Source organism: Roseovarius sp. MS2 (genome assembly GCF_051447875.1).
In the GTDB taxonomy this organism is placed as follows: domain Bacteria; phylum Pseudomonadota; class Alphaproteobacteria; order Rhodobacterales; family Rhodobacteraceae; genus Roseovarius; species Roseovarius mucosus_A.
On record NZ_JBKHVF010000001.1, the window covers coordinates 3,268,759 to 3,291,499 of the forward strand.

The 22,741-nt window shown below is 59.1% G+C and carries 22 protein-coding genes and 1 tRNA gene; 16 read left to right on the forward strand and 7 right to left on the reverse strand.

The window, feature by feature from the left end; translation table 11 throughout:
• Window positions 1–281 precede the first annotated feature (281 nt).
• Entirely contained in the window at window positions 282–1,829 is a 1,548-nt protein-coding gene (locus ACLGGT_RS16040; protein ID WP_008282223.1) for a trimethylamine methyltransferase family protein, read from the forward strand.
• A 59-nt stretch (window positions 1,830–1,888) separates the two neighbouring features.
• Here ACLGGT_RS16040 and ACLGGT_RS16045 read toward each other — a convergent pair whose 3' ends face one another.
• On the reverse strand, window positions 1,889–2,182 hold the full coding sequence (locus ACLGGT_RS16045; RefSeq protein ID WP_198385557.1) for a DUF6477 family protein: 294 nt from the start codon (window positions 2,180–2,182) through the stop codon (window positions 1,889–1,891).
• 238 nt (window positions 2,183–2,420) lie between these two features.
• On the opposite strand from ACLGGT_RS16045, the gene ACLGGT_RS16050 reads away from it, so the two are divergent.
• The 3 genes from ACLGGT_RS16050 (at window position 2,421) to lipA (ending at window position 5,674) form a co-directional block, all read left to right on the forward strand.
• A complete protein-coding gene (locus ACLGGT_RS16050) occupies window positions 2,421–3,536 on the forward strand; it encodes a DUF6456 domain-containing protein (RefSeq protein ID WP_050775779.1) in 1,116 nt (371 codons plus the stop codon).
• A gap of 72 nt (window positions 3,537–3,608) precedes the next feature.
• Window positions 3,609–4,607, forward strand: coding sequence for a LysR substrate-binding domain-containing protein (locus ACLGGT_RS16055; protein WP_437196821.1), 999 nt, complete (start codon window positions 3,609–3,611; stop codon window positions 4,605–4,607).
• Window positions 4,608–4,729: 122 nt separating this feature from the next.
• Window positions 4,730–5,674, forward strand: a complete 945-nt coding sequence (lipA, locus tag ACLGGT_RS16060) for a lipoyl synthase (protein WP_437196822.1) — start codon at window positions 4,730–4,732, stop codon at window positions 5,672–5,674.
• Between the two features lie 95 nt (window positions 5,675–5,769).
• On the opposite strand, the gene ACLGGT_RS16065 is transcribed toward lipA, so the two are convergent.
• Window positions 5,770–6,339, reverse strand: coding sequence for a YcbK family protein (locus ACLGGT_RS16065; RefSeq protein ID WP_008282228.1), 570 nt, complete (start codon window positions 6,337–6,339; stop codon window positions 5,770–5,772).
• A 381-nt stretch (window positions 6,340–6,720) separates the two neighbouring features.
• On the opposite strand from ACLGGT_RS16065, the gene ACLGGT_RS16070 reads away from it, so the two are divergent.
• The 3 genes from ACLGGT_RS16070 (at window position 6,721) to ACLGGT_RS16080 (ending at window position 9,977) form a co-directional block, all read left to right on the forward strand.
• A complete protein-coding gene (locus ACLGGT_RS16070) occupies window positions 6,721–8,289 on the forward strand; it encodes a L,D-transpeptidase family protein (RefSeq protein WP_437197426.1) in 1,569 nt (522 codons plus the stop codon).
• Window positions 8,290–8,508: 219 nt separating this feature from the next.
• Window positions 8,509–8,769: an acyl carrier protein gene (locus ACLGGT_RS16075; RefSeq protein ID WP_037298430.1), complete on the forward strand. Its 261-nt coding sequence runs from the start codon at window positions 8,509–8,511 to the stop codon at window positions 8,767–8,769.
• On the forward strand, window positions 8,766–9,977 hold the full coding sequence (locus ACLGGT_RS16080; RefSeq protein WP_008282231.1) for a beta-ketoacyl-[acyl-carrier-protein] synthase family protein: 1,212 nt from the start codon (window positions 8,766–8,768) through the stop codon (window positions 9,975–9,977). The genes ACLGGT_RS16075 and ACLGGT_RS16080 overlap by 4 nt, the downstream gene beginning before the upstream one ends.
• A gap of 59 nt (window positions 9,978–10,036) precedes the next feature.
• Here the strand turns inward: ACLGGT_RS16080 and ACLGGT_RS16085 are convergent, their stop codons facing one another.
• Window positions 10,037–10,660: an invasion associated locus B family protein gene (locus ACLGGT_RS16085; protein ID WP_037298327.1), complete on the reverse strand. Its 624-nt coding sequence runs from the start codon at window positions 10,658–10,660 to the stop codon at window positions 10,037–10,039.
• Between the two features lie 416 nt (window positions 10,661–11,076).
• Here ACLGGT_RS16085 and ACLGGT_RS16090 point away from each other — a divergent pair, with 416 nt between their 5' ends.
• Window positions 11,077–12,636, forward strand: coding sequence for a helicase HerA-like domain-containing protein (locus tag ACLGGT_RS16090; RefSeq protein WP_437196825.1), 1,560 nt, complete (start codon window positions 11,077–11,079; stop codon window positions 12,634–12,636).
• Window positions 12,637–12,646: 10 nt separating this feature from the next.
• Here ACLGGT_RS16090 and ACLGGT_RS16095 read toward each other — a convergent pair whose 3' ends face one another.
• Window positions 12,647–13,699, reverse strand: coding sequence for an ornithine cyclodeaminase (locus tag ACLGGT_RS16095; RefSeq protein ID WP_437196827.1), 1,053 nt, complete (start codon window positions 13,697–13,699; stop codon window positions 12,647–12,649).
• A gap of 10 nt (window positions 13,700–13,709) precedes the next feature.
• A complete protein-coding gene (gene rocF, locus ACLGGT_RS16100; protein ID WP_437196828.1) occupies window positions 13,710–14,639 on the reverse strand; it encodes an arginase in 930 nt (309 codons plus the stop codon).
• 118 nt (window positions 14,640–14,757) lie between these two features.
• Between rocF and ACLGGT_RS16105 the strand changes: the two genes are divergently transcribed.
• Entirely contained in the window at window positions 14,758–15,186 is a 429-nt protein-coding gene (locus tag ACLGGT_RS16105; RefSeq protein WP_037269691.1) for an Lrp/AsnC family transcriptional regulator, read from the forward strand.
• 8 nt (window positions 15,187–15,194) lie between these two features.
• Here the strand turns inward: ACLGGT_RS16105 and ACLGGT_RS16110 are convergent, their stop codons facing one another.
• Together ACLGGT_RS16110 and ACLGGT_RS16115 are read right to left on the reverse strand one after the other, a co-directional pair.
• Window positions 15,195–15,659 carry a disulfide bond formation protein B gene (locus ACLGGT_RS16110; protein WP_375553717.1) on the reverse strand — a complete coding sequence of 155 codons (465 nt, stop codon included), beginning with the start codon at window positions 15,657–15,659 and terminating at the stop codon, window positions 15,195–15,197.
• Window positions 15,659–16,237 (reverse strand): YqaA family protein, encoded by a 579-nt coding sequence (locus tag ACLGGT_RS16115; RefSeq protein ID WP_151979226.1) that lies wholly within the window; start codon window positions 16,235–16,237, stop codon window positions 15,659–15,661. The genes ACLGGT_RS16110 and ACLGGT_RS16115 overlap by 1 nt, the downstream gene beginning before the upstream one ends.
• A gap of 144 nt (window positions 16,238–16,381) precedes the next feature.
• On the opposite strand from ACLGGT_RS16115, the gene ACLGGT_RS16120 reads away from it, so the two are divergent.
• The 7 genes from ACLGGT_RS16120 to ACLGGT_RS16150 all read left to right on the forward strand — a co-directional run bounded on the left by ACLGGT_RS16120 (window position 16,382) and on the right by ACLGGT_RS16150 (window position 22,503).
• Window positions 16,382–16,467 (forward strand) — tRNA-Leu (locus ACLGGT_RS16120).
• A gap of 92 nt (window positions 16,468–16,559) precedes the next feature.
• Entirely contained in the window at window positions 16,560–18,083 is a 1,524-nt protein-coding gene (locus ACLGGT_RS16125; protein ID WP_437196829.1) for an integrase, read from the forward strand.
• Between the two features lie 52 nt (window positions 18,084–18,135).
• Window positions 18,136–19,095: a hypothetical protein gene (locus ACLGGT_RS16130; protein WP_437196830.1), complete on the forward strand. Its 960-nt coding sequence runs from the start codon at window positions 18,136–18,138 to the stop codon at window positions 19,093–19,095.
• A gap of 364 nt (window positions 19,096–19,459) precedes the next feature.
• The gene (locus ACLGGT_RS16135; protein ID WP_437196831.1) at window positions 19,460–20,101 is read left to right on the forward strand and encodes a recombinase family protein; all 642 of its coding nucleotides are present in this window, start codon (window positions 19,460–19,462) and stop codon (window positions 20,099–20,101) included.
• A 149-nt stretch (window positions 20,102–20,250) separates the two neighbouring features.
• Window positions 20,251–20,601, forward strand: coding sequence for a BRO-N domain-containing protein (locus ACLGGT_RS16140; protein ID WP_437196832.1), 351 nt, complete (start codon window positions 20,251–20,253; stop codon window positions 20,599–20,601).
• Between the two features lie 301 nt (window positions 20,602–20,902).
• Window positions 20,903–21,547 (forward strand): hypothetical protein, encoded by a 645-nt coding sequence (locus ACLGGT_RS16145; protein WP_437196833.1) that lies wholly within the window; start codon window positions 20,903–20,905, stop codon window positions 21,545–21,547.
• Window positions 21,548–21,645: 98 nt separating this feature from the next.
• Window positions 21,646–22,503 carry a hypothetical protein gene (locus ACLGGT_RS16150; RefSeq protein WP_437196835.1) on the forward strand — a complete coding sequence of 286 codons (858 nt, stop codon included), beginning with the start codon at window positions 21,646–21,648 and terminating at the stop codon, window positions 22,501–22,503.
• Window positions 22,504–22,741: the final 238 nt, after the last annotated feature.

Here is a 22,741-nt window from a genome sequence, read left to right on the forward strand (position 1 = left end):
GTGCGGTTAGCCCAGATCTGTCAGTTTGTCCTGCGCTTTTAGAGACTGACGCTGATCATGGTAAATAGATCAGGCCGAGATCAAAGCATTATGGTTTTTGAATATATTTTGTCATTCATTTTATCCTGTCCTGAAATCAACAAGGGGCGCGTGTCGCTTTTTCCCCGCAATCGCCGGAATCTTCGCCTGATACACGCCGACAAACAGGTATGACCAGAGCAGACCTGCCCTGTGGCGGGAGCCTTGGCTATTGCAATTGACCATATACGAAGGGTGCATCCATGTCAGAAGCAGCACTGAGCAGCAGACGGTCCCGTGGCGGCGGCGGGGCAGCACGCCGTGCCGAACGCACCGCCGTCAGCATCGAGACCGCGCGCTATATCGAGCGCAACATTCCGAATTTCGAGGTTCTGACAGAAGAGGCGCTTGAAATCATCGAGGCCAATGCCGAAACGGTGCTGGCCGAGGTGGGCGTGAATTTTGTGCAAAATCCAGCCGCGCTGGAACGCTGGCGCCAGGCCGGGGCCGATGTGCAGGGCGAGCGGGTGCGCATTCCGCGTGGTTTGGCGCGGCAACTCTGTGCCACGGCCCCGTCGCGGATCATCCAGCATGCCCGCAATCCCGAGCGCACGGTGGAAATCGGCGGCAAGTCCCTTGTTCTGGCACCGGTCTATGGCCCGCCCTTCGTGCGCGACATGGAAGGCGGCCGCCGCTATGCAACGATGGAGGATTTCCGAAAATTCGTGAAGCTGGGCTATATGTCGAAATGGTTGCACCATTCCGGCGGCACGGTGTGTGAACCCACCGATATTCCGGTGAACAAACGCCATCTTGATATGCTGCTGGCGCATATGACCTTGTCGGACAAGCCCTTTATGGGATCGGTGACAGAGCCTAGCCGCGCGCAAGACAGCGTTGATATGTGCAACATCCTCTTTGGAGAGGAGTTCGTGCAGAACAACACTGTCATGACATCGCTCATCAACGTGAACTCGCCGATGACGTTTGACGATGTCATGATGGGGTCGCTGGAAATCTACGCCGCGAACAATCAGGCCTGTATCCTGTCGCCCTTTATCGTTGGCGGTGCGATGGCACCGGTGTCGGTGGCGGGTACGCTGACGCAGGTTCTGGCCGAGGTTCTGGCGGGCATTGCCTATAGTCAGCTTGTGCGCCCCGGCGCGCCGATGATCTTTGGGGCCTTCGTTACCTCGATCGACATGAACTCGGGCGCGCCGACCTTTGGCACTCCAGAGGCCGCACATATCACCTATGGGGCGGGTCAGTTGGCGCGGCGGATGGGGCTGCCGTTCCGGTCTTCCGGGTCGTTCAACGGTTCCAAACTGCCGGATGCGCAGGCGGCGTATGAGACGGCAAATAGCCTGAACGTCGGGCTTTTGGCGGGGGTGAACTTTATGTTGCACTCTTGCGGCTGGCTCGAAGGCGGTCTTGTGTCATCCTTTGAGAAATTCGTCATGGATGCCGATCAGCTGGGCACGCTTCACCATTTGGCGCGCGGCGTGCAGGTGGATGAAGAGGCGCAGGCGATGGATGCCATTCGTGAGGTTGGGCCGGGTGGCCATTATCTTGGCTGTGCGCATACGCAGGCGAATTTCAAATCCGCCTTTTGGCGCTCTGACCTGTTCGACTACAAACCGTTCGAGACGTGGGCAGATGAGGGCGAGCGCGACACGATGGTTCTGGCCAATGCGCGGGTTCACAAGCTTTTGGCGGATTATCAGCAACCGCCGCTTGATCCGGAAATTGCCGAGGCACTTGCCGCCTATGTCGCCAAGCGCAAGGCTGAAATGCCGGATGCCTTTAGCTAAGATCATCGAGACTTGCCTAAAGAACGCGCGCCGCACCGATTTGCGGCGCGCTTTTTTTGTCAGGTCTCGAGCAATAACGGGGTCATGTCCCGTGCCTCTGCCATCATGGCGATCAATACCTCGACATGGCGGGCCGGTGAGTAGCCTGTGGACGCAAGGCGGCGTTCCTGATCCAAGGCGGCCTCGGTTTCAAGCAGGCGCACAAGCGCGGTAGGGCTCTGGGGTAGGGGGCCATCGCGCAGTAGCCGCCGCAAATGCACCTCGCGGCGGTAGTCTTGCAGACCTATCCGCGCCGCGCGGATCAACAGTGGGGGGCGGCGTAACGCCTGCAGAGTTCCAAGTATATCGTGCATAAGAGGCTCCTGTGATCGTGCAAATGCTTCGTCGCACAGGTTCGGTGGCTGTTGCGTTTTCAGGCGCTGCGCCGCGCGCAGGGCTTTGGATTTGTTTACGATTTGTCAATGAAGGTTGCATTTCTGGAAACAATTAACGAACCGGTAATCTTTGCACTCTTAAGTTGTGGATAACTCTGTGGGTAAGTTGCCAGGTTGCGATCTGGTGCCGGAAGGCCGAAAATTTGGGGGACGGGCGATGCACGAGGGGTATGCATTCAAGACCATTTTGCATGACGTACCCTCTTGGGTGCCTGAGGCGGCGCTGCATTATCTGGCCCATACCGAATCCGGCACGCCGATCAGGGCCTTGGCGCGGCACGCGGGGCGGCACGCTTCGACCGTGATGCGCCAAATCCGTGCCTATGAGACCCGCCGCGATGATCTTTTGGTGGACGAGGCGCTGCGGCGGCTTGGACAAAGGGTTAACCATGACAAGATTTCCGGTTCTCCTGCCAAGGAGGCTGCGATGACATCCCACACCATCACGCGACACAATCAGACGCCTGAATTGACGGAAAACCGCTTGAAATCAGAGGCACGGCGCGTTTTGCGCCGCCTCTGTGAGCCGGGGGCCCTGTTGGCCGTCTCTGCCGATATGGACAAGGCGGTGGTGGTGCGTGACACCGGTAGCGGCCAGACCCTGCGCACGGCGGTCGTCGAGCGCGAAGTGGCCGAGGCTATGGCGCTCAAGGGATGGGTGGCCTGTGACGGACCGGGGCGCATCGCGCGGTATCATATCACCGCCACAGGGCGCAACGCGCTCAGCCTGATGTTGGCTGAGGCCGAAAATCAGGCAAGCGGTCTTAGAGACGGGCCGTTTTTGTCGGAGCAGGCCGCATCCCACCCCACGCCGGATGCCAGCGGACGACGCGCGCGCTACGGTCTGGTGGACTCGCCCCTTGTGGCGCTGGCCCGACGACGTGACAAGGACGGCAGCCGGTTTCTGACCTCGGATCTTGTGCGCGCGGGCGAACGGCTGCGCGAGGATTTCGAACTGGCCCAGATGGCCCCGCGTGTCGCGCAGAACTGGGACCATTTTCTCAGTCATGTCGATGAGCATAGCAGCCCCGTGGTCTCTCGTGGGTATGATGCCGAGGCGGCACGCCTGCGGGTCTTGGCGGCGTTGCGGGATCTTGGGCCGGGCTTGGGCGATGTGGTGCTGCGCTGCTGCTGTTACATGGAGGGGCTGGAACGCGCCGAGAAGAAAATGGGCTGGTCGGCGCGGTCGGGCAAGATCGTGTTACGCATCGCCCTGCAACGGCTCAAACGGCATTACGAGGGGTTGGGAGAAGCGGGCAGCTTGATCGGTTGAACGCGCAGGCTGCAAAGCCGCCATGCTATAATTCAGGCTTGTCATTTAGGTGGTGACCCATAAGCTATGGATATGAACATCACCCTTCGACAGCTTGGCTATTTCAAGGCGCTTGCCGAACAGCGCAATTTCGGGCGTGCGGCAGAGGTGGTCAATATTTCACAACCGGCGCTCTCTGTTCAAATCAAAGAGATGGAGACAACGCTTGGCCAAAAGCTGGTCGAGCGGCGTGCGCGGGATGTGGTGCTGACCCCGTTTGGCCGCCTGATTCTGGCGCATGCCCTGCGGGTTTTGGACGAGATGCAGGCGCTGAGCGAGGCGGCGCGTTGGCAAGGCGGCCTGGCGGGGCGGCTATCGCTTGGGATTATCCCGACCATTGCGCCCTATATCCTACCCGGCGTGCTAGAGGCGCTGCGCAGCCGCGATATCTCGCTTGATGTGCAAGTGCGCGAGGCCAAGACTGACCAATTGATCGCCGACATTCAAGGCGGTCAACTGGACGCCGCGATACTGGCGCGGCCGGTCGGGGCTGAGGGGCTGCGCGAGCGACTGCTGTTCGAGGATCGGTTCTTGTTGGCGGGCACCTTGGTGCGGTTGGCGGCGCTTGGGCAAGGGGCAGAGGCGCTGCGCCCGACCTCGCTGGTGCATAGCCCGCTGTTGTTGCTGGAAGAGGGGCATTGCCTGACGGATCAAGCGCTTGAGGTTTGCGGACGTGGGCGTGGGCACGCACAGATTGATATGGGCGCCTCTTCGCTTGGCACGCTGTCGCGGCTGGTGGCGGCGGGATTCGGCCTGACCCTCATGCCCGAGATTGCGGCGGCGACCGAAGTGAGGACGGCACCGGGGATAAACCTGCGCCGGTTTAGCCCGCCAGAGCCCGCTCGCCAGATCGTTCTGGTGCGTCGTCAGAGCACGCAAGACGAGGTGTGGTTCGAGAAACTGGCCGAGGTGTTGGAAACTGCCGGTGCCGCGCTTATCGCTCTTGCGCGCGCGGAGGTGCCGGAACCCACAGCCGCGATGCGACCTGCGCCGCACGCAGCGCAGGTCGACATTTACAGGGACACTCACTAAGCGCGATGGACACTCGTTACCCATGGTGCAGTCGTCAGGATGTAACGCTGCGTGACTGGCACTCTCCATCGCTATGATTTATACTATCCAAGCCTTACCAAATCATTCGCGGGGAAAAATTCGTGCGCGATCTCAAACTGCCGGACCAACGTCATCCTGAAAAGGCGCATCGCCCCGATAACGCCCAACCACGCAAACCCGACTGGATTCGGGTCAAGGCCCCGACGAGCAAGGCCTATTTCGAAACCCATCGGATCATGCGCGAGCACAAGCTGGTAACGGTCTGTGAAGAGGCGGGTTGCCCGAATGCCGGCGAATGCTGGAGCCAGGGACACGCGACCATGATGATCATGGGCGAGATTTGCACGCGCGGCTGCACCTTTTGCAACGTGGCCACCGGCAAGCCGCAAACCCTTGATGTGTTCGAGCCGGGGCGCGTGGCTGATGCCGTGTCCAAGCTGGGCTTGAAGCATGTGGTTGTGACGAGCGTGGATCGCGATGATCTGTCGGATGGCGGGGCTGAGCATTTTGCGCAGACCATTCGCGCCATTCGCCACCGGGCACCCGGAACCACGATCGAGATTTTGACGCCGGATTTCCTGCATTGCGAGGATGGTGCGCTGGAAACCGTGGTGGCAGCCAAGCCGGATGTGTTCAATCACAACCTTGAAACTGTGCCCGGACTCTATCCCACCGTGCGCCCCGGCGCGCGGTATTTCCATTCCCTGCGGCTTTTGCAGCGGGTCAAGGAACTTGATCCGACGATGTTTACAAAATCGGGCATTATGGTGGGCCTGGGCGAGGATCGGCAGGCCGTGCATCAGGTGATGGATGATATGCGCGCCGCCGGAATAGATTTCCTGACTATTGGCCAATACTTGCAACCCACGCCGAAACATCACGCGGTTGATCGTTTTGCGCATCCTGACGAGTTCGCAGCCTATGAAAAGGCGGCCTATGGCAAGGGCTTTTTGATGGTCTCTGCCAGCCCGCTGACGCGGTCCAGCTATCATGCGGGCGATGATTTCGCGCGGTTGCAGGCGGCACGTAATGCAAAATTCGCCTGATCGTGCCTTGGGTGCGCTTTGACAGGTCATGATGCACAGAAAAACCGGCCAATGGGCCGGTTTTTTGGTTTCTTGGTACTGTGAGTGATTGCGGGTTAACGCCCCCAGGTCCGCACCGGGCCGCAATCCATATGTACGAAGTTGCTGCCGGAATAGCGCCCAACGCCACCGCCGCCACAGGCCACGCCGGCACGGTAAATCTGGCTGACAGAGCGGCTTCCAAGACGCAGGTCTGCGGCCTCGCCGACCATGTGAAGGGAATTGCGTGCAACACCATTGGAACGGCTGCGCAGCATCGCGTTGGTCTGGGCGCTTCGATAGCCGCTCAAGAGCGTGTAGGGCTCGGATACGTCGAGTAGGTTATGGCTGGCGGCCATGATGTCGATGGTGCGAATATCAATGTTTTTCACCTGATTGGTACGCCAATCACGCATGAACAACGATATCTCGCGCACGGCTTCCTTGAGGTAATCGCCTTCGATCCAATAGATTGTGTCGAGCCGTTCACCGGTGCGCGGCGAAACAAGGCGAATGCGGCGGATATCGCCAGCACCGCGTAGAAAGCCAGCTGCATTGGAAAATGTCGGGGCTGCTGCCACAGCTGTTGCCGCGAACGCAAGCAATACGCCACGCCGCGAGATGCCAGTTGAACTGATTTCTGTCATTGTTTCAATCGCCTGTCCCGTAGCCTACCTGTTGTTGCTGTCCCGCAACATTCTCAATCATCCCCAGATGTGCGGAATTTATGGCACAGCGGGAATCAATGACCAAGCCCTGATTTGCTGTGTCGTTCAATATTCAAGTCCTTTCGGCGGGATTTCGCGCATAATTTTCCTGATGTGGCCAGAATACGCATCCGCCGCTGCATTTTCGTCGCAGTCATGCGCTTGTCGTCGAAACTGACACGGAATCCTTAGTAAAAAATTGAGAACGATGGGAAATCCCGCATATAGTTTCTCAAAGCGACCCCGTGACTTAGAGGTAAAAGAATGATTTTGGCGTCTTGCCACCCGCGCTCTCGCGATTTGCTCCGAATTGTCCCGGTCATGCTGACCGCCGCACTTGTTCTGTTTGCATGGATCATGCCAGCCGCGGCGCAAGAGGCGGCGTTTCGGCAAGCGGTGGCCGAGGCCGCAGCCGAGGATCGTGACCTTGCGGCCTTTTATCAGGATCAGAGCTATCGTCCGGTCTGGACCGGCGCTGGGGCCGAGCATCTCGCGCGCCGTCAGGCCTTGGTTCAGGTGCTGGCGCGGGCCGGGGTGCATGGCCTGCCTGCGGAGCGTTATGATCTTGACGGGGTGATTGCGTCGATGACCGCCGCGCGGTCACAGCGCGATCTGGGGCAGGTAGAGGTCGCACTCAGCCGCACCTATCTGCGCTATGCGCATGATGTGCAATCTGGGGTTTTGGTGCCCTCAAAGGTTATTGGTGACATCAAGCGTGAGGTTGTGCGGCAGGAATCCGGCGCGCTCTTGAAAGAGATTCTTGCAAAAGAACCTAGCCGTGTGATGCGGAACCTTGCGCCGCAAAGCAATGAATACGCGCGCCTCCTCAAACAAAAGCTGCGGCTAGAGCAGTTGGTCGCAGAAGGCGGATGGGGGGCTACGGTTTCTGCTGAAAAGCTGCGGCCCGGCGACAGCGGCCCGGCTGTCATCGCGCTGCGCAACCGGCTGATTGCAATGGGCTATCTGGATCGGAGTGCGGCGCAGACCTATGATATGAGGCTGCAACAGGCGGTGCAGGCCTTTCAAAGGGATCACGGGCTTGAGACCGACGGCATTGCGGGGGCGACGACACTTGCGGCGGTTAATACGCCTGCGACAGAGCGGCTCAAATCGGTGATTGTCGCGATGGAGCGGGAGCGCTGGCTAAGCCAGGAGCGCGGACAGCGCCACATACTTGTTAACCTGACCGATTTCAGCGCGCGTATTCTCGACAATGACGCGGTGACCTTTGCAACCAGAGCCGTGATTGGCAAGAATGACCAGAACCGCCGGAGCCCCGAATTCTCGGATGAGATGGAGTATATGGTCATCAATCCGACGTGGCATGTGCCCTATTCAATCGCAGTCAACGAATACCTGCCGCAGATGCAGCGCAATCCGGGTGCGGCGTCTCATCTCAAGCTTTACAATCGCAATGGCCGCGAGGTGAGCCGGGGGGCAGTCAATTTCGGCGCGTATAATGCGCGCAATTTTCCCTTTGCGATCAAGCAACCACCGTCAGAGCGCAACGCGCTTGGGCTGGTCAAGTTCATGTTCCCCAACAAATACAATATCTACCTGCACGACACGCCGCAAAAAGCGCTGTTCGATCTGGAGAAGCGCGATTTCAGCCATGGCTGTATCCGCTTGCATCAACCGTTCGATTTCGCCTATGCGCTCTTGGGGCGGCAGGAAAGCGATCCCAAGGCCTTCTTTCATTCCGTTCTGGGCACAGGGCGCGAAACCTATGTGCAACTGGAGCAGCATGTGCCGGTGCATATCATCTATCGCACGGCCTTTACCCAAGCACAGGGGCGTCCGCAGTATCGTGGCGATGTCTACGGGCGCGATGCGCGGATCTGGGAAGCGCTGGAAAAGGCCGGGGTGTCATTGGATACGCCACGGGGCTGAGGTCTGAGTTTTTCGTCGGTTGAGGGCCCGTGCCGCGAGGTGCGGGCCTTTTGCCATGCGCCTGCCTGTGATAGCGCAGGGTTTCAGGTGCGGCACACTGCGCAGCTGTCTTGAAAAGATTGTCTGCGCGCGAGACCAATCTTAAATAAACTGTTACCAAACCGACGCAGAAGACCAGCATCCGCCCGGCCCCCGGGCGTCAGAATGAAAGACCTTGCCATGAGCACCATTCAGGACCGTGTCATCGCCATCATCGCCGAACAGGCCGTGCTCGAACCTGCGGATGTCACTCTTGACAGCACGCCCGAAGATCTGGGTATCGACAGTCTCGGATTGGTCGAGAGTATCTTTGCCATCGAAGAGGCGTTTGACATTTCCGTGCCCTTCAACGCCAACAACCCGTCAGAGAGCGATTTCGACATTTCCACTGTGCGTTCGATCATCGCCGGCATCGAGCGGCTGGTGGCCGCGCAATCGTGAAACGGGTGGTCATTACTGGCGCGGGCACGATCAACGCGCTTGGGGCCGATGTGCCCAGCACGCTTGAGGCGATGCGCGAAGGGCGTTGCGGCATTTCCGATCTGGAGTTTCAGGACGTCGAGCGCTTGTCGATTCGCATTGGTGGCCAGGTCAAGAACTACGATCCCGAGGCGCAGTTCAACCGTCAGCAACTGGCGCTCTATGACAGGTTTACCCAATTCACACTGATCGCGGCGCGGCAGGCCATGGCGCAGGCCGGGTTGGAGTTTTCGGGCGAGTTGGCCGCGCGGGCGGGCGTGATTCTTGGCAACTCAGGCGGGGGCATGACCACGCTCGACGAGAATTACCGCTCTGTCTACGAAGAGGGCAAGAACCGGGTGCATCCCTTTGTCGTGCCCAAGCTGATGAATAACGCCGCTGCTTCGCATCTGTCGATGGAATTCAATCTCAAGGGGCCGACCTTTACCGTCTCGACCGCTTGCGCGTCGTCCAATCACGCGATGGCGCAGGCATTTCAGATGGTGCATGGCGGCATTACCCCGGTGATGGTCACGGGGGGATCTGAATCGATGCTGTGTTTTGGCGGCGTCAAAGCGTGGGAGGGGTTGCGCGTCATGAGCCGGGATGCCTGCCGCCCATTCTCGGCCAATCGCAACGGTATGGTTCAGGGCGAGGGGGCCGCGATTTTCGTCTTTGAAGAGATGGAGCATGCCAAAAGGCGCGGAGCCGAGATTTTGGCCGAGGTCGCAGGCTTTGCCATGACGTCGGATGCCTCCGACATTGTCATGCCCTCCAAACAGGGGGCCGCACGTGCCATCACCGGCGCGCTCAATGATGCGCGGATCAACCGCGAAGAGGTGGGCTATATCAACGCGCATGGCACCGGCACTGCGGCGAATGATAAGACCGAGAGTGCGGCGGTGGCGGATGTGTTCGGGCATCACGCGGATCGTCTGATGATTTCCTCGACGAAATCCATGCATGCGCATCTGATCGGTGGAACTGGCGCGGTCGAGCTTTTGGCCTGTATCATGGCGCTGCGCGACGGGATCATTGCGCCCACTATCGGCTATGAGGAACCGGACCCGGAATGCGCACTGGACGTGGTGCCGAACGTGGCGCGCGAGGCGCGAGTGAATGTGGCGCTGAGCAATGCCTTTGCCTTTGGTGGGCTCAACGCTGTGCTGGCGCTCAAGCGCTTTGCCTGAGGTTGGAACGCAAAACGCCGCCCCATAGGGCGGCGTTGGCATTAGGAGTGATACTTTAATTACTGCTGAAGAATTGAGGCTTCTTCGAAGGCAGCGGTAAAGCCCTTGAGCGAGGCGTCAATCTTTACCTTTTGATCCGGCGCCTGAGCCGGGACAATTTCAAGCGTCACCTTAACGCCGCGCTTCATCGTGTCGATGTCCTGTTGCGTCAGACCGATGCGCGCGAAACAGCCCGCCATGGTGCAGAACGAATAGGCATAACTCTTGGCATTGGCGCCATCGACCGAGAGCTTGATTTCTTCGGTCAAAAGAGTGCCCAGAGGGGCAGCAATCGTGGCGCCTGCGATCACCGGACCACCTTCGGGCAGGCGGTAAATGGTGAATTCCGCCACCGGATTCCCGGCGCTCTCGGTCATCAGCTGATACATCTGGCAGAGGTCTTCTTGGCCTTCCACCCCGGTACGAAAGCATTTGATCTGCCAATCGTCATGGGTGGATTTGATATAGGACGGATCCTCTTGCACAGGGCGTCCGGTGTCGAGACCGATCGCCGGGGTCTCGGCGTCCGGTTCTGCGGCCTCTACCGGGGCTTCGGGGGCCGGCTGTGTTGCTTCTTGTGCGCTGAGGGCTCCGCCCATTGCGAGAAGCGCCACAATCGAAAGGCTTGTAAGGAGTCTAGGCATCATTTCCCCATATCGGTCTATGTTTCCGCCGCGCTTTAGCATGGTGTGCCGGGAGAGTCAGGATGAAATACGTCACAATGTCGCGTCGCCAGCAGCTTTACGCCATCTCGTAATACGCTGTGATTATGAGGTCAGCAAAAAAGAAAGAGGCCTTTCGGCCTCTTCCTACGTTTCTCCCCGTCGGACTGGCCGACTTAGTTATTGAAACGGACGCTAGGACAGATGCGCGCACCCGTCAACAGGGAAGGTCGCAAAATCGCGAAAAAAGGCCGCACCCGAGGGGCGCGGCCAGTCTGACAGGGAGGAAGTCACCCGCAACCAGAGGACAATCGGTTCCGGGCATGAATTCAGACTGGCATGAAAGGGTTAATTAAGTATGGTCAGCCCGTGACCTTTTCTGGATAGGGGGTGTGAGAGTGCAGACTTCGATTTTCGTGGGCGGCGGCGGTGCGGATTATTCCGAGCCTCAGGAACTCTTGCTCAAATACGGCAATCGGCATGGTCTTGTCGCGGGGGCCACAGGCACCGGCAAGACGGTGACGTTGCAAGTATTGGCCGAGGGGTTCTCGGATGCGGGCGTGCCTGTGATCCTGTCGGACATCAAGGGCGATGTATCGGGCATGGCCGTCGCAGGCAGCCCCGAAAACAAGCTGCACGGACCCTTCACCGAGCGTGCCCAGAAAATTGGCTTTGACGCCTTTCGCTATGATACTTTTCCGGTGATTTTTTGGGATCTCTTTGGCGAGCAAGGGCACCCGGTGCGCACCACGCTGGCCGAGATGGGGCCGCTCTTGCTGTCGCGGCTGATGGGTCTCTCGGATGCACAAGAGGGCGTTCTCAACATCGCGTTTCGCGTGTCGGATGAAGAGGGGCTGCCGCTACTCGACCTCAAGGATCTGCAAGCGCTGCTGACATGGGTGGGCCAGAACAGTGCCGATCTGTCGCTGCGCTATGGCAATGTGGGCGTATCCTCGGTCGGGGCCATTCAGCGCGCGCTCTTGGTGCTGGAAAATCAGGGGGGGGCGCATTTCTTTGGCGAGCCATCCTTGGCGCTAGAGGATTTGATGCGCGTAACGCCCGAGGGGCGTGGCTATGTCAACATCCTTGCCGCCGACCGGCTGATCAATTCGCCGCGCCTTTATGCGACCTTCCTCTTGTGGCTTTTGAGCGAGCTCTTTGAGACACTCCCCGAAGTGGGCGATGTCGATAAACCCAAGCTGGTGTTCTTCTTTGACGAGGCGCATTTGCTGTTTGAGGATGCGCCCAAGGCTCTGGTCGACAAGGTCGAGCAGGTGGCGCGCCTGATCCGGTCCAAGGGGGTTGGTGTTTATTTCATCACTCAGAACCCGGATGACGTGCCCGAGGATATTCTGGGCCAGCTTGGCAACCGGTTTCAACACGCGCTGCGCGCCTTTACCGCGCGGGATCAAAAGGCGCTGAGCCGCGCCGCCGAGACCTATCGCCCCAATCCGCGCTTTGACACGGTAGAGGCGATCCGGGATGTGGGCGTGGGCGAGGCGGTGACGTCGATGCTGCAAAACAAGGGTGTGCCGGGGGTGGTTGAACGCACGCTTGTACGCCCGCCCGCGACACAGCTTGGTCCTTGCGATGCGGCCACCCGGCGCGCGGTCATCGCAGGCTCGCCCGTTGCGGGGAAATACGACACGGCGATTGATCGGCAGTCCGCTCATGAGATTCTGGCCGCCCGCGCCGCTGCGGCGGCGAAAGAGGCCGAAGACGCCGAGGCCAAGAGTGCCGCAGAGGCCGCCGCCGAAGAGGCCGAAGCCGAGCGCGCCCGCGAATTCAAGGCGGCACGGCGGTATTCAGGCGGGGCCACCTCGGCGCAGAGCCGCCGCGCGCGTGAACCCGAAGGCTTTGGCGACGCGCTTGCCTCAGCCGTGATGAAGGAATTGACCGGCACCACGGGCCGCCGCATCGTGCGTGGCATCTTGGGCGGGCTGTTTAAAGGGCGTTAAACGGGGGCGGCTATGGGGTGCTCGCACGTTGCAGCATCCCGAACAGGTCGCGGGGATCGTCCGGGTCGGCCAATAGGTCGAGATCAAGGAAAAGGTCGGTGCCCGCGATATGGTCGCGGACATAGCGAAGGGCCGAAAAATCCTCGATGGCAAAGCCCACGCTGTCAAAAAGCGTGATTTCATCAGCGTGGCTGCGCCCCTTGGCGGTGCCGTTGATCACCTGCCACATCTCGGTCACGGGGTGATCGGGCGAAAGTTGCTGTATTTCGCCCTCAATCCGGGTTTGCTCGGGATATTCTACAAAGATGGTCGAGCGCTGAAGCACGCCGGATGCCAGCTCTGTCTTGCCCGGGCAATCGCCACCGATGGCGTTGATATGCACGCCGGCCCCAACCATGTTGTCGGTCAGGATCGTCGCATATTGCTTGTCGGCTGTGCAGGTGGTGATGATCTGCGCGCCTTCCATGCTTTCCTCGGGGGTGGAGCAACTGACCACCTCCAGCCCCAGACCGCGCAGATTGCGGGCGGCCTTGGCGGTTGCGGCGGGGTCAATGTCGTAAAGGCGCACGGATTTGAGGCCACAAATCGCCTTCATCGCCAGCGTTTGAAACTCTGATTGCGCGCCATTGCCGATCATCGCCATCGTGTGTGCGCCTTTGGGGGCAAGATACTTGGCCACCATCGCCGAGGTGGCCGCCGTGCGCAGCGCCGTGAGCACGGTCATTTCGGACAAGAGCACTGGATAGCCGTTCCCCACATTCGCCAAGAGGCCAAAGGCGGTGACGGTTTGCAGCCCCTCACGGGTATTCTTGGGGTGGCCGTTGACATATTTGAAGCCATAAACCTCGCCATCCGAAGTGGGCATGAGCTCGATCACGCCTTCCTCGGAATGGCTGGCGATGCGCGGGGTCTTGTCGAACAGCTCCCACCGGCGGAAATCGGCCTCGATATAGTCGGCCAGCCCGCGCAACATCGGCTCGATCCCGATGTGATGCACCAGTTTCATCATGTTATCGACAGATACAAAAGGCACCAGCGCCTTGTGAGAGGGGGCAAGCGTCATCTTTGGGTCCTCAGCTATAGGCCTGGGTGGGGCGATCAAACACGCGGCGGCCAAGGGCAGAGGCCGCGAGATCGACCATCACCTGCGCGGTGCGCCCGCGTTCATCTAGAAAAGGGTTCAGTTCCACCAGATCGAGCGAGGTCATAAGACCACTGTCGCAGATCATTTCCATGGTCAGATGCGCCTCGCGGATCGTGACGCCGCCGGGCACTGTCGTGCCCACGGCGGGGGCAAAGAGCGGGTCGATGAAATCGACATCAAGGCTGACGTGCAGCGCGCCACCCGCAGCGGCCACGCGATCCAGAAAGGCGGCAAGAGGGCGGGAAATCCCCTGTTCGTCGATCACCCGCATATCGTGATAGCGGATGCGGCTGGATTGCAGCGCCTCGCGTTCCGCACGGTCTACGGACCGCAGGCCGAGAATGCAGATGTTTTCTTCGGGCACCGGATTGGCAACCTCTGGAAAGCCGTGAAATCCGGCGCGGCCCGTGACATAGCCAAGCGGCGTGCCGTGCAGATTGCCCGACGCAGTGGTTTGCGGTGTGTGAAAATCGCTATGGGCATCCAGCCAGAGCACGAATTGCGGGCGCCCCATGGCAGCGGCATGATTGGCCACGCCCGCAACGGACCCAAGCGAAAGGCTGTGGTCGCCCCCCAAAAAAATCGGCAGCCCCTCTTGCATGGCCTCCTCTGCGGCCCGCATCAAGGTTGCCGTCCAACCCGCCGTTTCGGCAGGCGCGTGCAGATGCGCGGGCAGGGCGGGATCGACCGTCGCCGGGGCAGGGCAGAGATTGCCAAGGTCGCGCAAGCCATGCCCAAGATCGCCAAGCGCCTCTGCCAAGCCGGCAGTGCGATAGGCGTCAGGGCCCATCAGACAGCCGCGCCTGTCCTTGCCGCTATCAACCGGGGCACCGATCAGAAGGATGGTTTGTGGGGTCATCAGAGGCTCTCACGTTTGCGCTTTGGGATCAGGATGCCGCCGAATTGAGTTGAAATGAAGCGGCTATTTTGCGCAAATAGGGTAGTATTTGTGCAAATTGGATCAAGGAAGCTGCGAAATGGACGATGCCGATCAGAGGTTGATTTCCATGCTGCGGCATGATGCGCGCGCCTCTCTGTCAGATCTGGCGATCGGGCTTGGCATGTCGCGCACCACGGTGCGGGCGCGGATTGAGCGGTTGCGGGCAAGTGGCGCGATTGTTGGCTTTACCGTGGTGTTGCGCGGGGACGCGGCCCGTGATCCGGTGCGGGGCCTCATGATGCTGGGGATTGAAGGGCGCGGCACAGATCGGATCTTGCGCCAACTCAACGGTCTGAGCGCCGTGCGCGCGACCCATACCACCAATGGCCGGTGGGATGTGATTGTCGAGATTGGGACCGAAACGCTTGAAGAGCTGGACAAGGTGCTGGCGCAGATCCGGCGGTTCGAGGGGATAGCGCAATCCGAGACGAGCCTGTTGCTCAACACGTGGAAATCGGGGGCCTAAGCAATGGTTCAGCGCTTGCGCAATGCCATCAGCCAGAGTGTGGCAAGGCCCAGAGAGGCCAGCATGTTCCAACTGGCCATCGACAGGCCCAGCATCTCCCATGGCACCTGATCGCAGCGCACAAGGGGCGCCGCCATGATCTGTTCAAAGAGGGCGTCGGCGCTGATCCCATCTGTGCCGGACGACGAGCAACTGGTCGGACCTTGCCACCAGCCACGCTCGACCCCGGTGTGATATCCGCCGATACCGGCCGTGGTGAGCGCAGCCAAAAGACCCGCAAGGCAGAGCAGGCGGGGCAGGGCGACGAGCGCAGCAGCGCCAAAGGCTATCGCGATTACATGTGGCCAACGCTGCCAGATGCAGAGCTTGCAGGGGGCCATGCCGCCCAAGTGCTGAAACCCGAGCGCCCCCAGCATCAGCGCGGCAGAACCGCCCGCCGCAAGGAGGATGAGATGTTTCTGGCTCAGCTGCATCAAAAGAACCTCGTTGCGTAAAAGCCGCCAAAAAGCAGAACTACAAAGACGATGGTTACAAGCCCGAGACGGCGTTCGATGAAATCGCGCACCGGGGGCCCGTATTTCCAGAGCAATGCCGCAACAAGAAAGAACCGGATGCCGCGCGCCAGAATGGAGCTGGCGATGAACACCCCCAGCGGCATGGCAGTCCAGCCCGACATGATGGTGATGACCTTGTAGGGAAAGGGCGTGATGCCAGCGGTCAGCACCGCCCAGAACCCGAAATCGTTGAACCTTGTGCTGAATTCGGTCATTGCGTCGCCCTTGCCAAGGGCTGCGAGGATGGGTTGGCCAATTTCCTGAAACGCAAAGGCCCCAATGGCATAGCCCAGCAACCCACCAAGAACCGAAGATACAAGCGCCACAAGCGCGATCAACCACGCCCGCGAAGGCCGCGCGAGGATCATCGGGATCATCAAAACATCTGGGGGAATCGGAAACACCGAGCTTTCGACAAAGGACACTGCAGCCAGAACCCAAAGCGCATGGCGATGGTCGGCCATTCGGATCGTCCAGTCATAAAGGGCGCGGATCATTGCGGGTCTCTTACGTTGCCTGACGCGAGACACCACGCCCGGTGGCCGGGGTCAAGTCTCGAGCGCGGCCACATACAAATTCCGCCACAATACGCCGTTTCGGCACTGGACGTCGGTCGCTTGCTTGGCTAGAGAAAGAACAGTGCCCAAGTGGCGGAACGGTAGACGCAGCGGATTCAAAATCCGCCGCCTTTACGGGTGTGTGGGTTCGAATCCCACCTTGGGCACCACAATTTCCGCGATAATTCATTGATATTATTGGGTATTGCTGTCCTATGTTGCGCCCCTGTATGCACATCCGTATACACAATGGGGTCAGCATATGCGGAGTTTTGAGGTGAAACACGTTCAAGTTTCGAAACGGGACGGGGCATACGTCTATAGGCGGAGGGTGCCGGTTTCCCTAGCGGGACTTATCGAGAAGCCGCATTTCATAAAAACACTTGGTCACACAGAGGCGGAGGCCTTGATCGCCTATGGCCGCTATCACCAAGAGGTTGAACATATAATCGCGCTTGGCCGAAACGGCGTCACGGGTCTTAGCCCGAGAGAACAGCAGGAGCGGCTCAAGGCGCTGCTAAGGGAGTGGGGCGCTGACCCCACTGGACCCGGACGGGATGACAACGAACAGACTTGGCGGGGGGAGGCTGCGGCCAAGCTGGTAGATAGATACCAAGACCCGCACACAGGGCGCTATGAGGGGGTGCCAGAAGCCGATGCCGCCATTGCAGCGGCACTCCTAGGGGGTGTGTCCAAGGAGGCCCCAGAGCCTACCATAAGGGACGCCTTCAAGTTCTATCTGGAGGAGAACGCCAAGGCACTTCCCGAACAGCGCAAGAAGCAAGAACAGAGGCTGGCCCGTGCTGAGTTGCAGCTGATCGCGGCGGTTGGGGAGGATAAACCCATATCCAAACTGACCAAAGAAGATGCCCGCAAGTGGCGTAATATGCGCGTGGTGGCGGGGAAGGCCCCAGAAACAGTAAGACGTGAGAGGAACGACATTTGCGCCGTGATAGCCTTGGCTCGGAGCGAATTGGACGCGGCGGGCATAAATCCATTCTCAGAACTCATACTACCAAAAGCAAAGGTGAGCCGCCAAAAACAGCGCGTGGCGTTGCCGCCCGAAGTGGTCGAGGGGGTTTACAATGCCCTGAGCGGTCAGCGCCGCGACCTTTTGCAAATCTGGACCCTACTGGACTTCACCGGGGCGCGACCGAGCGAGATTAGCCAATTGCAGGTTGGTGAAATCATCGTTGATCACCCCATCCCCCATGTGGTCATTCAGGAGCGGGACGATAGAACCCTCAAAACCTCATGGTCTACCCGAGAGGTGCCCCTTGTGGGCGCGGCTTTGCAGGCTGCGGCACAGGTAGTGAGAGGGGTGAATGACCCAACGGCCCCCGCGTTCCCCCGTTTCTATGGCGAGGGCGGAATGGATCGCCTGTCTCAGGCACTGAAGAGGCGCATAAGGGCGCTGACCAAGGACAAACGCCACGTCCCCTACAGCCTACGCCACAACATGAAAGACAGGATGCGGGCTAAGGAGATTTTTCAGGATACCGCGCGGGCTATCCAAGGTCACGCCTACACGGGCGGTGAGGATGCGGCCTATGGGGGCCCTGCATCGCTGGAACAGAAGCGGGATGCGCTGGTGAAGGCGCTGGGGGGCTATAGGGAAAGCCCGAAGGAGGGGGGGCTAGGCCCACAGTTCGGAGACCTCTGCAAACGCCGGGAAGCTCAGTGCCGGAAGGCAGCAGTCCGAAGTTTGCCCAAATGCGCAGGATCGAAACTGAATAGTGTTGCAAGCCCATGCACCGTTCACTGTTTTGAAAGCTTGAGATGCTAACTAAACTGCTGGATGCTGCTCTTGCCTAATGCACGTGAGAGAGAAGGCGGATTTGATATTGGTCAATCTTATAGACAAGAAAAAGCGCGGGCTTCACCATTGGTGGCCGAAAGGTCTTCAACGAAATTGGGTCAATTCAAACGGTCAAATTCATATGCGGAAAGGCAATCTAGTCCAACCGAAGAACCCAGAAAGAAATGCTACCGGTTCCAAGAGAAATGCGCATTACTTTGACGTTGGCGACAGCCCTTGGTCGCACTCCTTTGAGGACGCATTTCAAATCGTAGACACAAAGGGCGCTGAGGCTGCCCGGCTGGCTATTGAGCGAGTAAGAAGTCAGCGACAATACCGCACCAGCAGGAACAAGCTAACGGCATGGTTGCCGTTTTCTGCGGCAAGGACAGATGCCCAGTTTGAGTGCCTGCCAAGCGATAAACTGCACAGCCTTGCGCGGGTGGCCATTTCCGTTGTGATCAGATCGCCAGCATTTCAGTTCAGAAGGTCGGTTGTGCACCCCGCTTTCCGGCAGAAAAACGTGATAGAACCCGCAATTGGAACGGCAAATATTTTCTCCCATTGGGCAGACTTCTACAACGATCCCCACCTTCCGAAGGGGCCGATAGGCGCGGTATTCATGATAAGTAACAAGGACAAAGAGTTTGTGATTGGAGATGGTTTCTATGAGACCGTCATTGATCAGAAAAGATTTATCCAAGCGCACAACGGTGAATGGCAGCCTAGATTACAAGGCGCAATTCTGTTTCCAATAGCCCCGGACATCTGCTGCCTAATACTGTTAAACACGATGGTTGGTCAAAGATTAGCAATATTGTCGAACGATGAAACAGAAGAAATTAACAAGATTACATGTCTTATTTCACGCAATGAAATCTACTCACGAACCCCCGATCAACCTCATTTTGAGCCGCAAAATGAAGAGACCGTTCGGCGCGTCACACTGACCGAACACTCCTTCCTAAAACCTTGGCTTGCTCAGCGGCCAACCGTGTAATGCGACCTCTGAGCGTCCTTCGGCCCATTCACTTACTCACATGCCGTGCTTATTTTTTGGGGTCACATTTCCGAACCCCCATATCGCTCCAGCCGAGCGCCATTATTATCCCCCATACCCCCACCTGCGCGGCCCAGAGACGGGGCAGGGGGCCAAGGCCCAGCGCCACGGGGTCATTGATCGCGGATGATGATGCACGGGGCCACCTTCAAGGCCGGGCGGGGGTGCATCCTGTTTTGTCCGTAAGGGTATACCCCAAGGGTCATCAAGAAAGATGCCGCTAGGGTGTCCGTAAGGATTGACATTGATCAACGGTCACATCTATCAGGGGTCAGAACCCTTATGAACACCCTGAGAGGCCACTATGACCCAGACCATCCTTTATGCCCGCGTCTCGACTGTAGACCAGAACCTTGATCACCAGCTATCCCAAGCCACGGCGGCTGGATTTGTCATTGATGATGTGGTGTCGGATCATGGGGTTTCCGGTGTGTCTGTCCCCTTAGCAGAGCGGCCCAACGGGCGGAGGCTGTTCGACAAGCTGCGGCGCGGGGATACCCTTGTGGTGCGCTGGGTGGACCGGCTGGGGCGCAACTATCAGGACGTGACAGACACGATCCGCCACTTCATGCGGCAAGGGGTCGTGGTCAAGACGGTGATCAATGGTCTGACCTTTGACGGGGCCACCAGAGACCCGATGCAGGAGGCCGTAAGGGACGCCCTGATCGCCTTCATGGCGGCAACCGCACAGGCGCAGGCAGAGGCCACCAAAGAGGCCCAGAAGGCGGGTATAGCGGATGCCAAGGCAAAGACGGATCGGGTGAGATACCCCGGCAAGAAGCCCTCGTATAACCGCGACAAGCTGGATATGGTGCGGGATATGCTTAGCACCGGCTCTGGCACCTCTGAGATTGCCAAGGCGGCCAAGGTGTCCCGGCAAACGGTGCTGCGGATCAAGGGCGACCCGGCTGCGGCTGAGGCTGCGTTGGCCCGTTGGGGAATGTGAGGGCGGCGCACTGAAAGAGGCCAACCGGATTGGCTTCATCGGTTTAAGGGTCAAAGTAGATCGAAACTACTCTGGGGCGGTCCAGTTAAATTGGATTGAACTGAGGGCTGATCCCCTCCCCCTACGACTTCAAAGGCCACTCCATCCGGGTGATCGAGATCGACAACGCCCCGTGGTTCATGGCCGGTGATGTATGCAAGGCCGTTAGCATCATAAACACAACACGCGCGGTCAGCCACCTTGGGCCGGATATGGTCCGGCGCGTTGAACGGTCCACCCTTCATTCAATGAAAGGTGGCTCACCCTACGTCTTCATCACCGAAAGTGGCCTCTACAAGCTGGTGATGCGCTCCGACAAGCCGGAGGCCAAGGCGTTCCAAGATTGGGCGACCGGCACGGTCCTCCCTTCGATCCGCAAGGACGGGGGGTATATCAAGGACGAGGATGATAATCGGCCTGATGGCCTCAGAGGCCCTAGAGGGCACCCTAGAGCCCCCTGATGGGTTCTGATTTGGCTACTGCCCAGCGCCCATAGAGCCCCCGTGCGGCTCTCCTGAAGCCCCTGTGAGTCTCCTATCTGTTTCCATGGCGTGACTGAGGATGATGGGGGGCGCGGTGTCGCGGACTGCCCCGGTTAGGTTGCGCTAAGAAGACAAAGACCATGTGTCGCCCCCCAAGGTTTCCCGAGGGGAAGCGATTGGGTTGCCCCTATGAACGAAACCGTGTGTCGCCCCCCAAAGGTTTCCCGAGGGGACGATTGGTCTTGTTCCAACCCCAACCTGTATTCAACGGAGTTCCACAATGCAGAACACACCCCAACGCGAGTTCGCTCGCGCCAAAGCTGATGCCCTGATTGCCCAACGTTTCAAAGCCCCTTATGGCGTCTCGACCTTAGATGAGTATCTCGAATATCTTGACCGAAGAACCACCGCCCACCTTGCACCGCACCTTGCAAGCCGTGTCCACCGAACAGCGGGGGCACAACGGCGTAAGGCTTCCCAGATCATTGCCGACAATGGAAGTCTTCTTCACAAAATCCCCATGAATGACCCCAGAACCGGACAGACCGTCTATGCCGTGACAGAATTTCACATATGGCTGGATGTGCTGGAAAGTGGCGCGGACGGCGCATGGGTTTACAATCACAAGTCTTCTCACCACCGGGTTGGTCAGGTTTGCGTGAAAGTGCCTCTTGGGATGGGACGCCTTGCCGCTATTGCCCGGATCATTGCTAACGCCAAACACGGGCAGCAAGCCCGCCTGCACGACCACAACCCGTTCAACCTCTGCCGTGAAAATGTCTATCTGATCGGAAACCCAAAAGGCCCTGAGGGGCGTGTAGGGAGAGCCAAGACGGACACCCGCGCAGAGGCTCAGAAGGCCGCAGAGCTACGCGCCAAGTTGGCCGGTAGAAACTACGATCACGGCGGCGATGAGAGCGAGTGACGGACCCGCAAAGGCCGGTAGGGGAGGGCGTGGGCAACTGCGCCCCCTCCAGCGCCATCGCAGCCATAGAGATCGTCAACAGAACAGGAGGCACCCACATGGAAACGCCCAGCGCGGCCCTTGAGAGGCTGAGACAAGAGAAGGCTGCCAATCCCCAGCCACCCGACAGGATACCCGAGAGGCTGCACCTGAAAGAAATCTCAACCGAGTCATTGGTCTTTCAAGTAAGGGCGGCGGGGCTGGATATGGAAAGGGTCGAGGAGATCGCGGGCGACCTTTCGGCCCCTGACCTTGATGATCCCATACACGTCTGGTGGGGTGGCAAGGGCTGGATTGTGATTGATGGTCATCACCGCCTAGAGGCCCATCGGTTGGCGCAGGAGCGCGGCGGGGAAACCCGTAAGGTGGCCGTGAAGGCGCACCCCACGATGCCCCTTGAAGAGGCCCTTGGCGCGGCGTCCCTTCTCAATGCCCGCGAGAAAGTCACGATCACCCGTGAAGAGCGGGGAGACGCGGCTTGGCGGCTGGTGTGCTGCGGCACAGGATCAATCAAAGAGCAAGCGGCGTGGTCCGGCGCAAGCAAAAGCCAAATCTCCAACATGCGGGCCGTTTTTGATCGTCTTTGTGCCAAACGCATCCATCAAGCAACCATGATAGATCAAGGATGGGACTGGGCGAGGAGGCTGGATCAAGGCAAGGAGGGGCGCGAGTTTCACCCGGACATGATTGAAGTGTGGGCGCAGGATTGGGCAAAGATACTTGGGAGAGCGCTGGGCGGTCAGCGATTGGCGGCAAGCCCCGAGGTTCTTGCAAGGGCGTTGCAGATCATATCCCCTGCGTTGCCCTCCGGGTTGATCCAAACGGATACCTTTTGGGAAGCCCTAGATAGCGATGGTCGTGCCATGCTGGCCGAACGCGATGAGGAACTTGAAGAGGATGGCATCGAGCATTTCTGATTGAGGATGATGGGCGGCCTGAGGGCCACCCTGACCTTGCCGGGAACCTGCCCAGCTATCCCCAAAGCTCTGGGCACCCAATTGGGGAGGCTTGGGAGGGGGTGATTTACCCTTTCCCCGTCAGGAGAAACCTGATAACTAGCTGTAGGGAAAGGATACTTCCACTTGTGGGATGATCCAGAGACCCCCTTCACAGCAACCTTGAAGGGAAATCCCATGTATCATCTCTCAGTCCAGC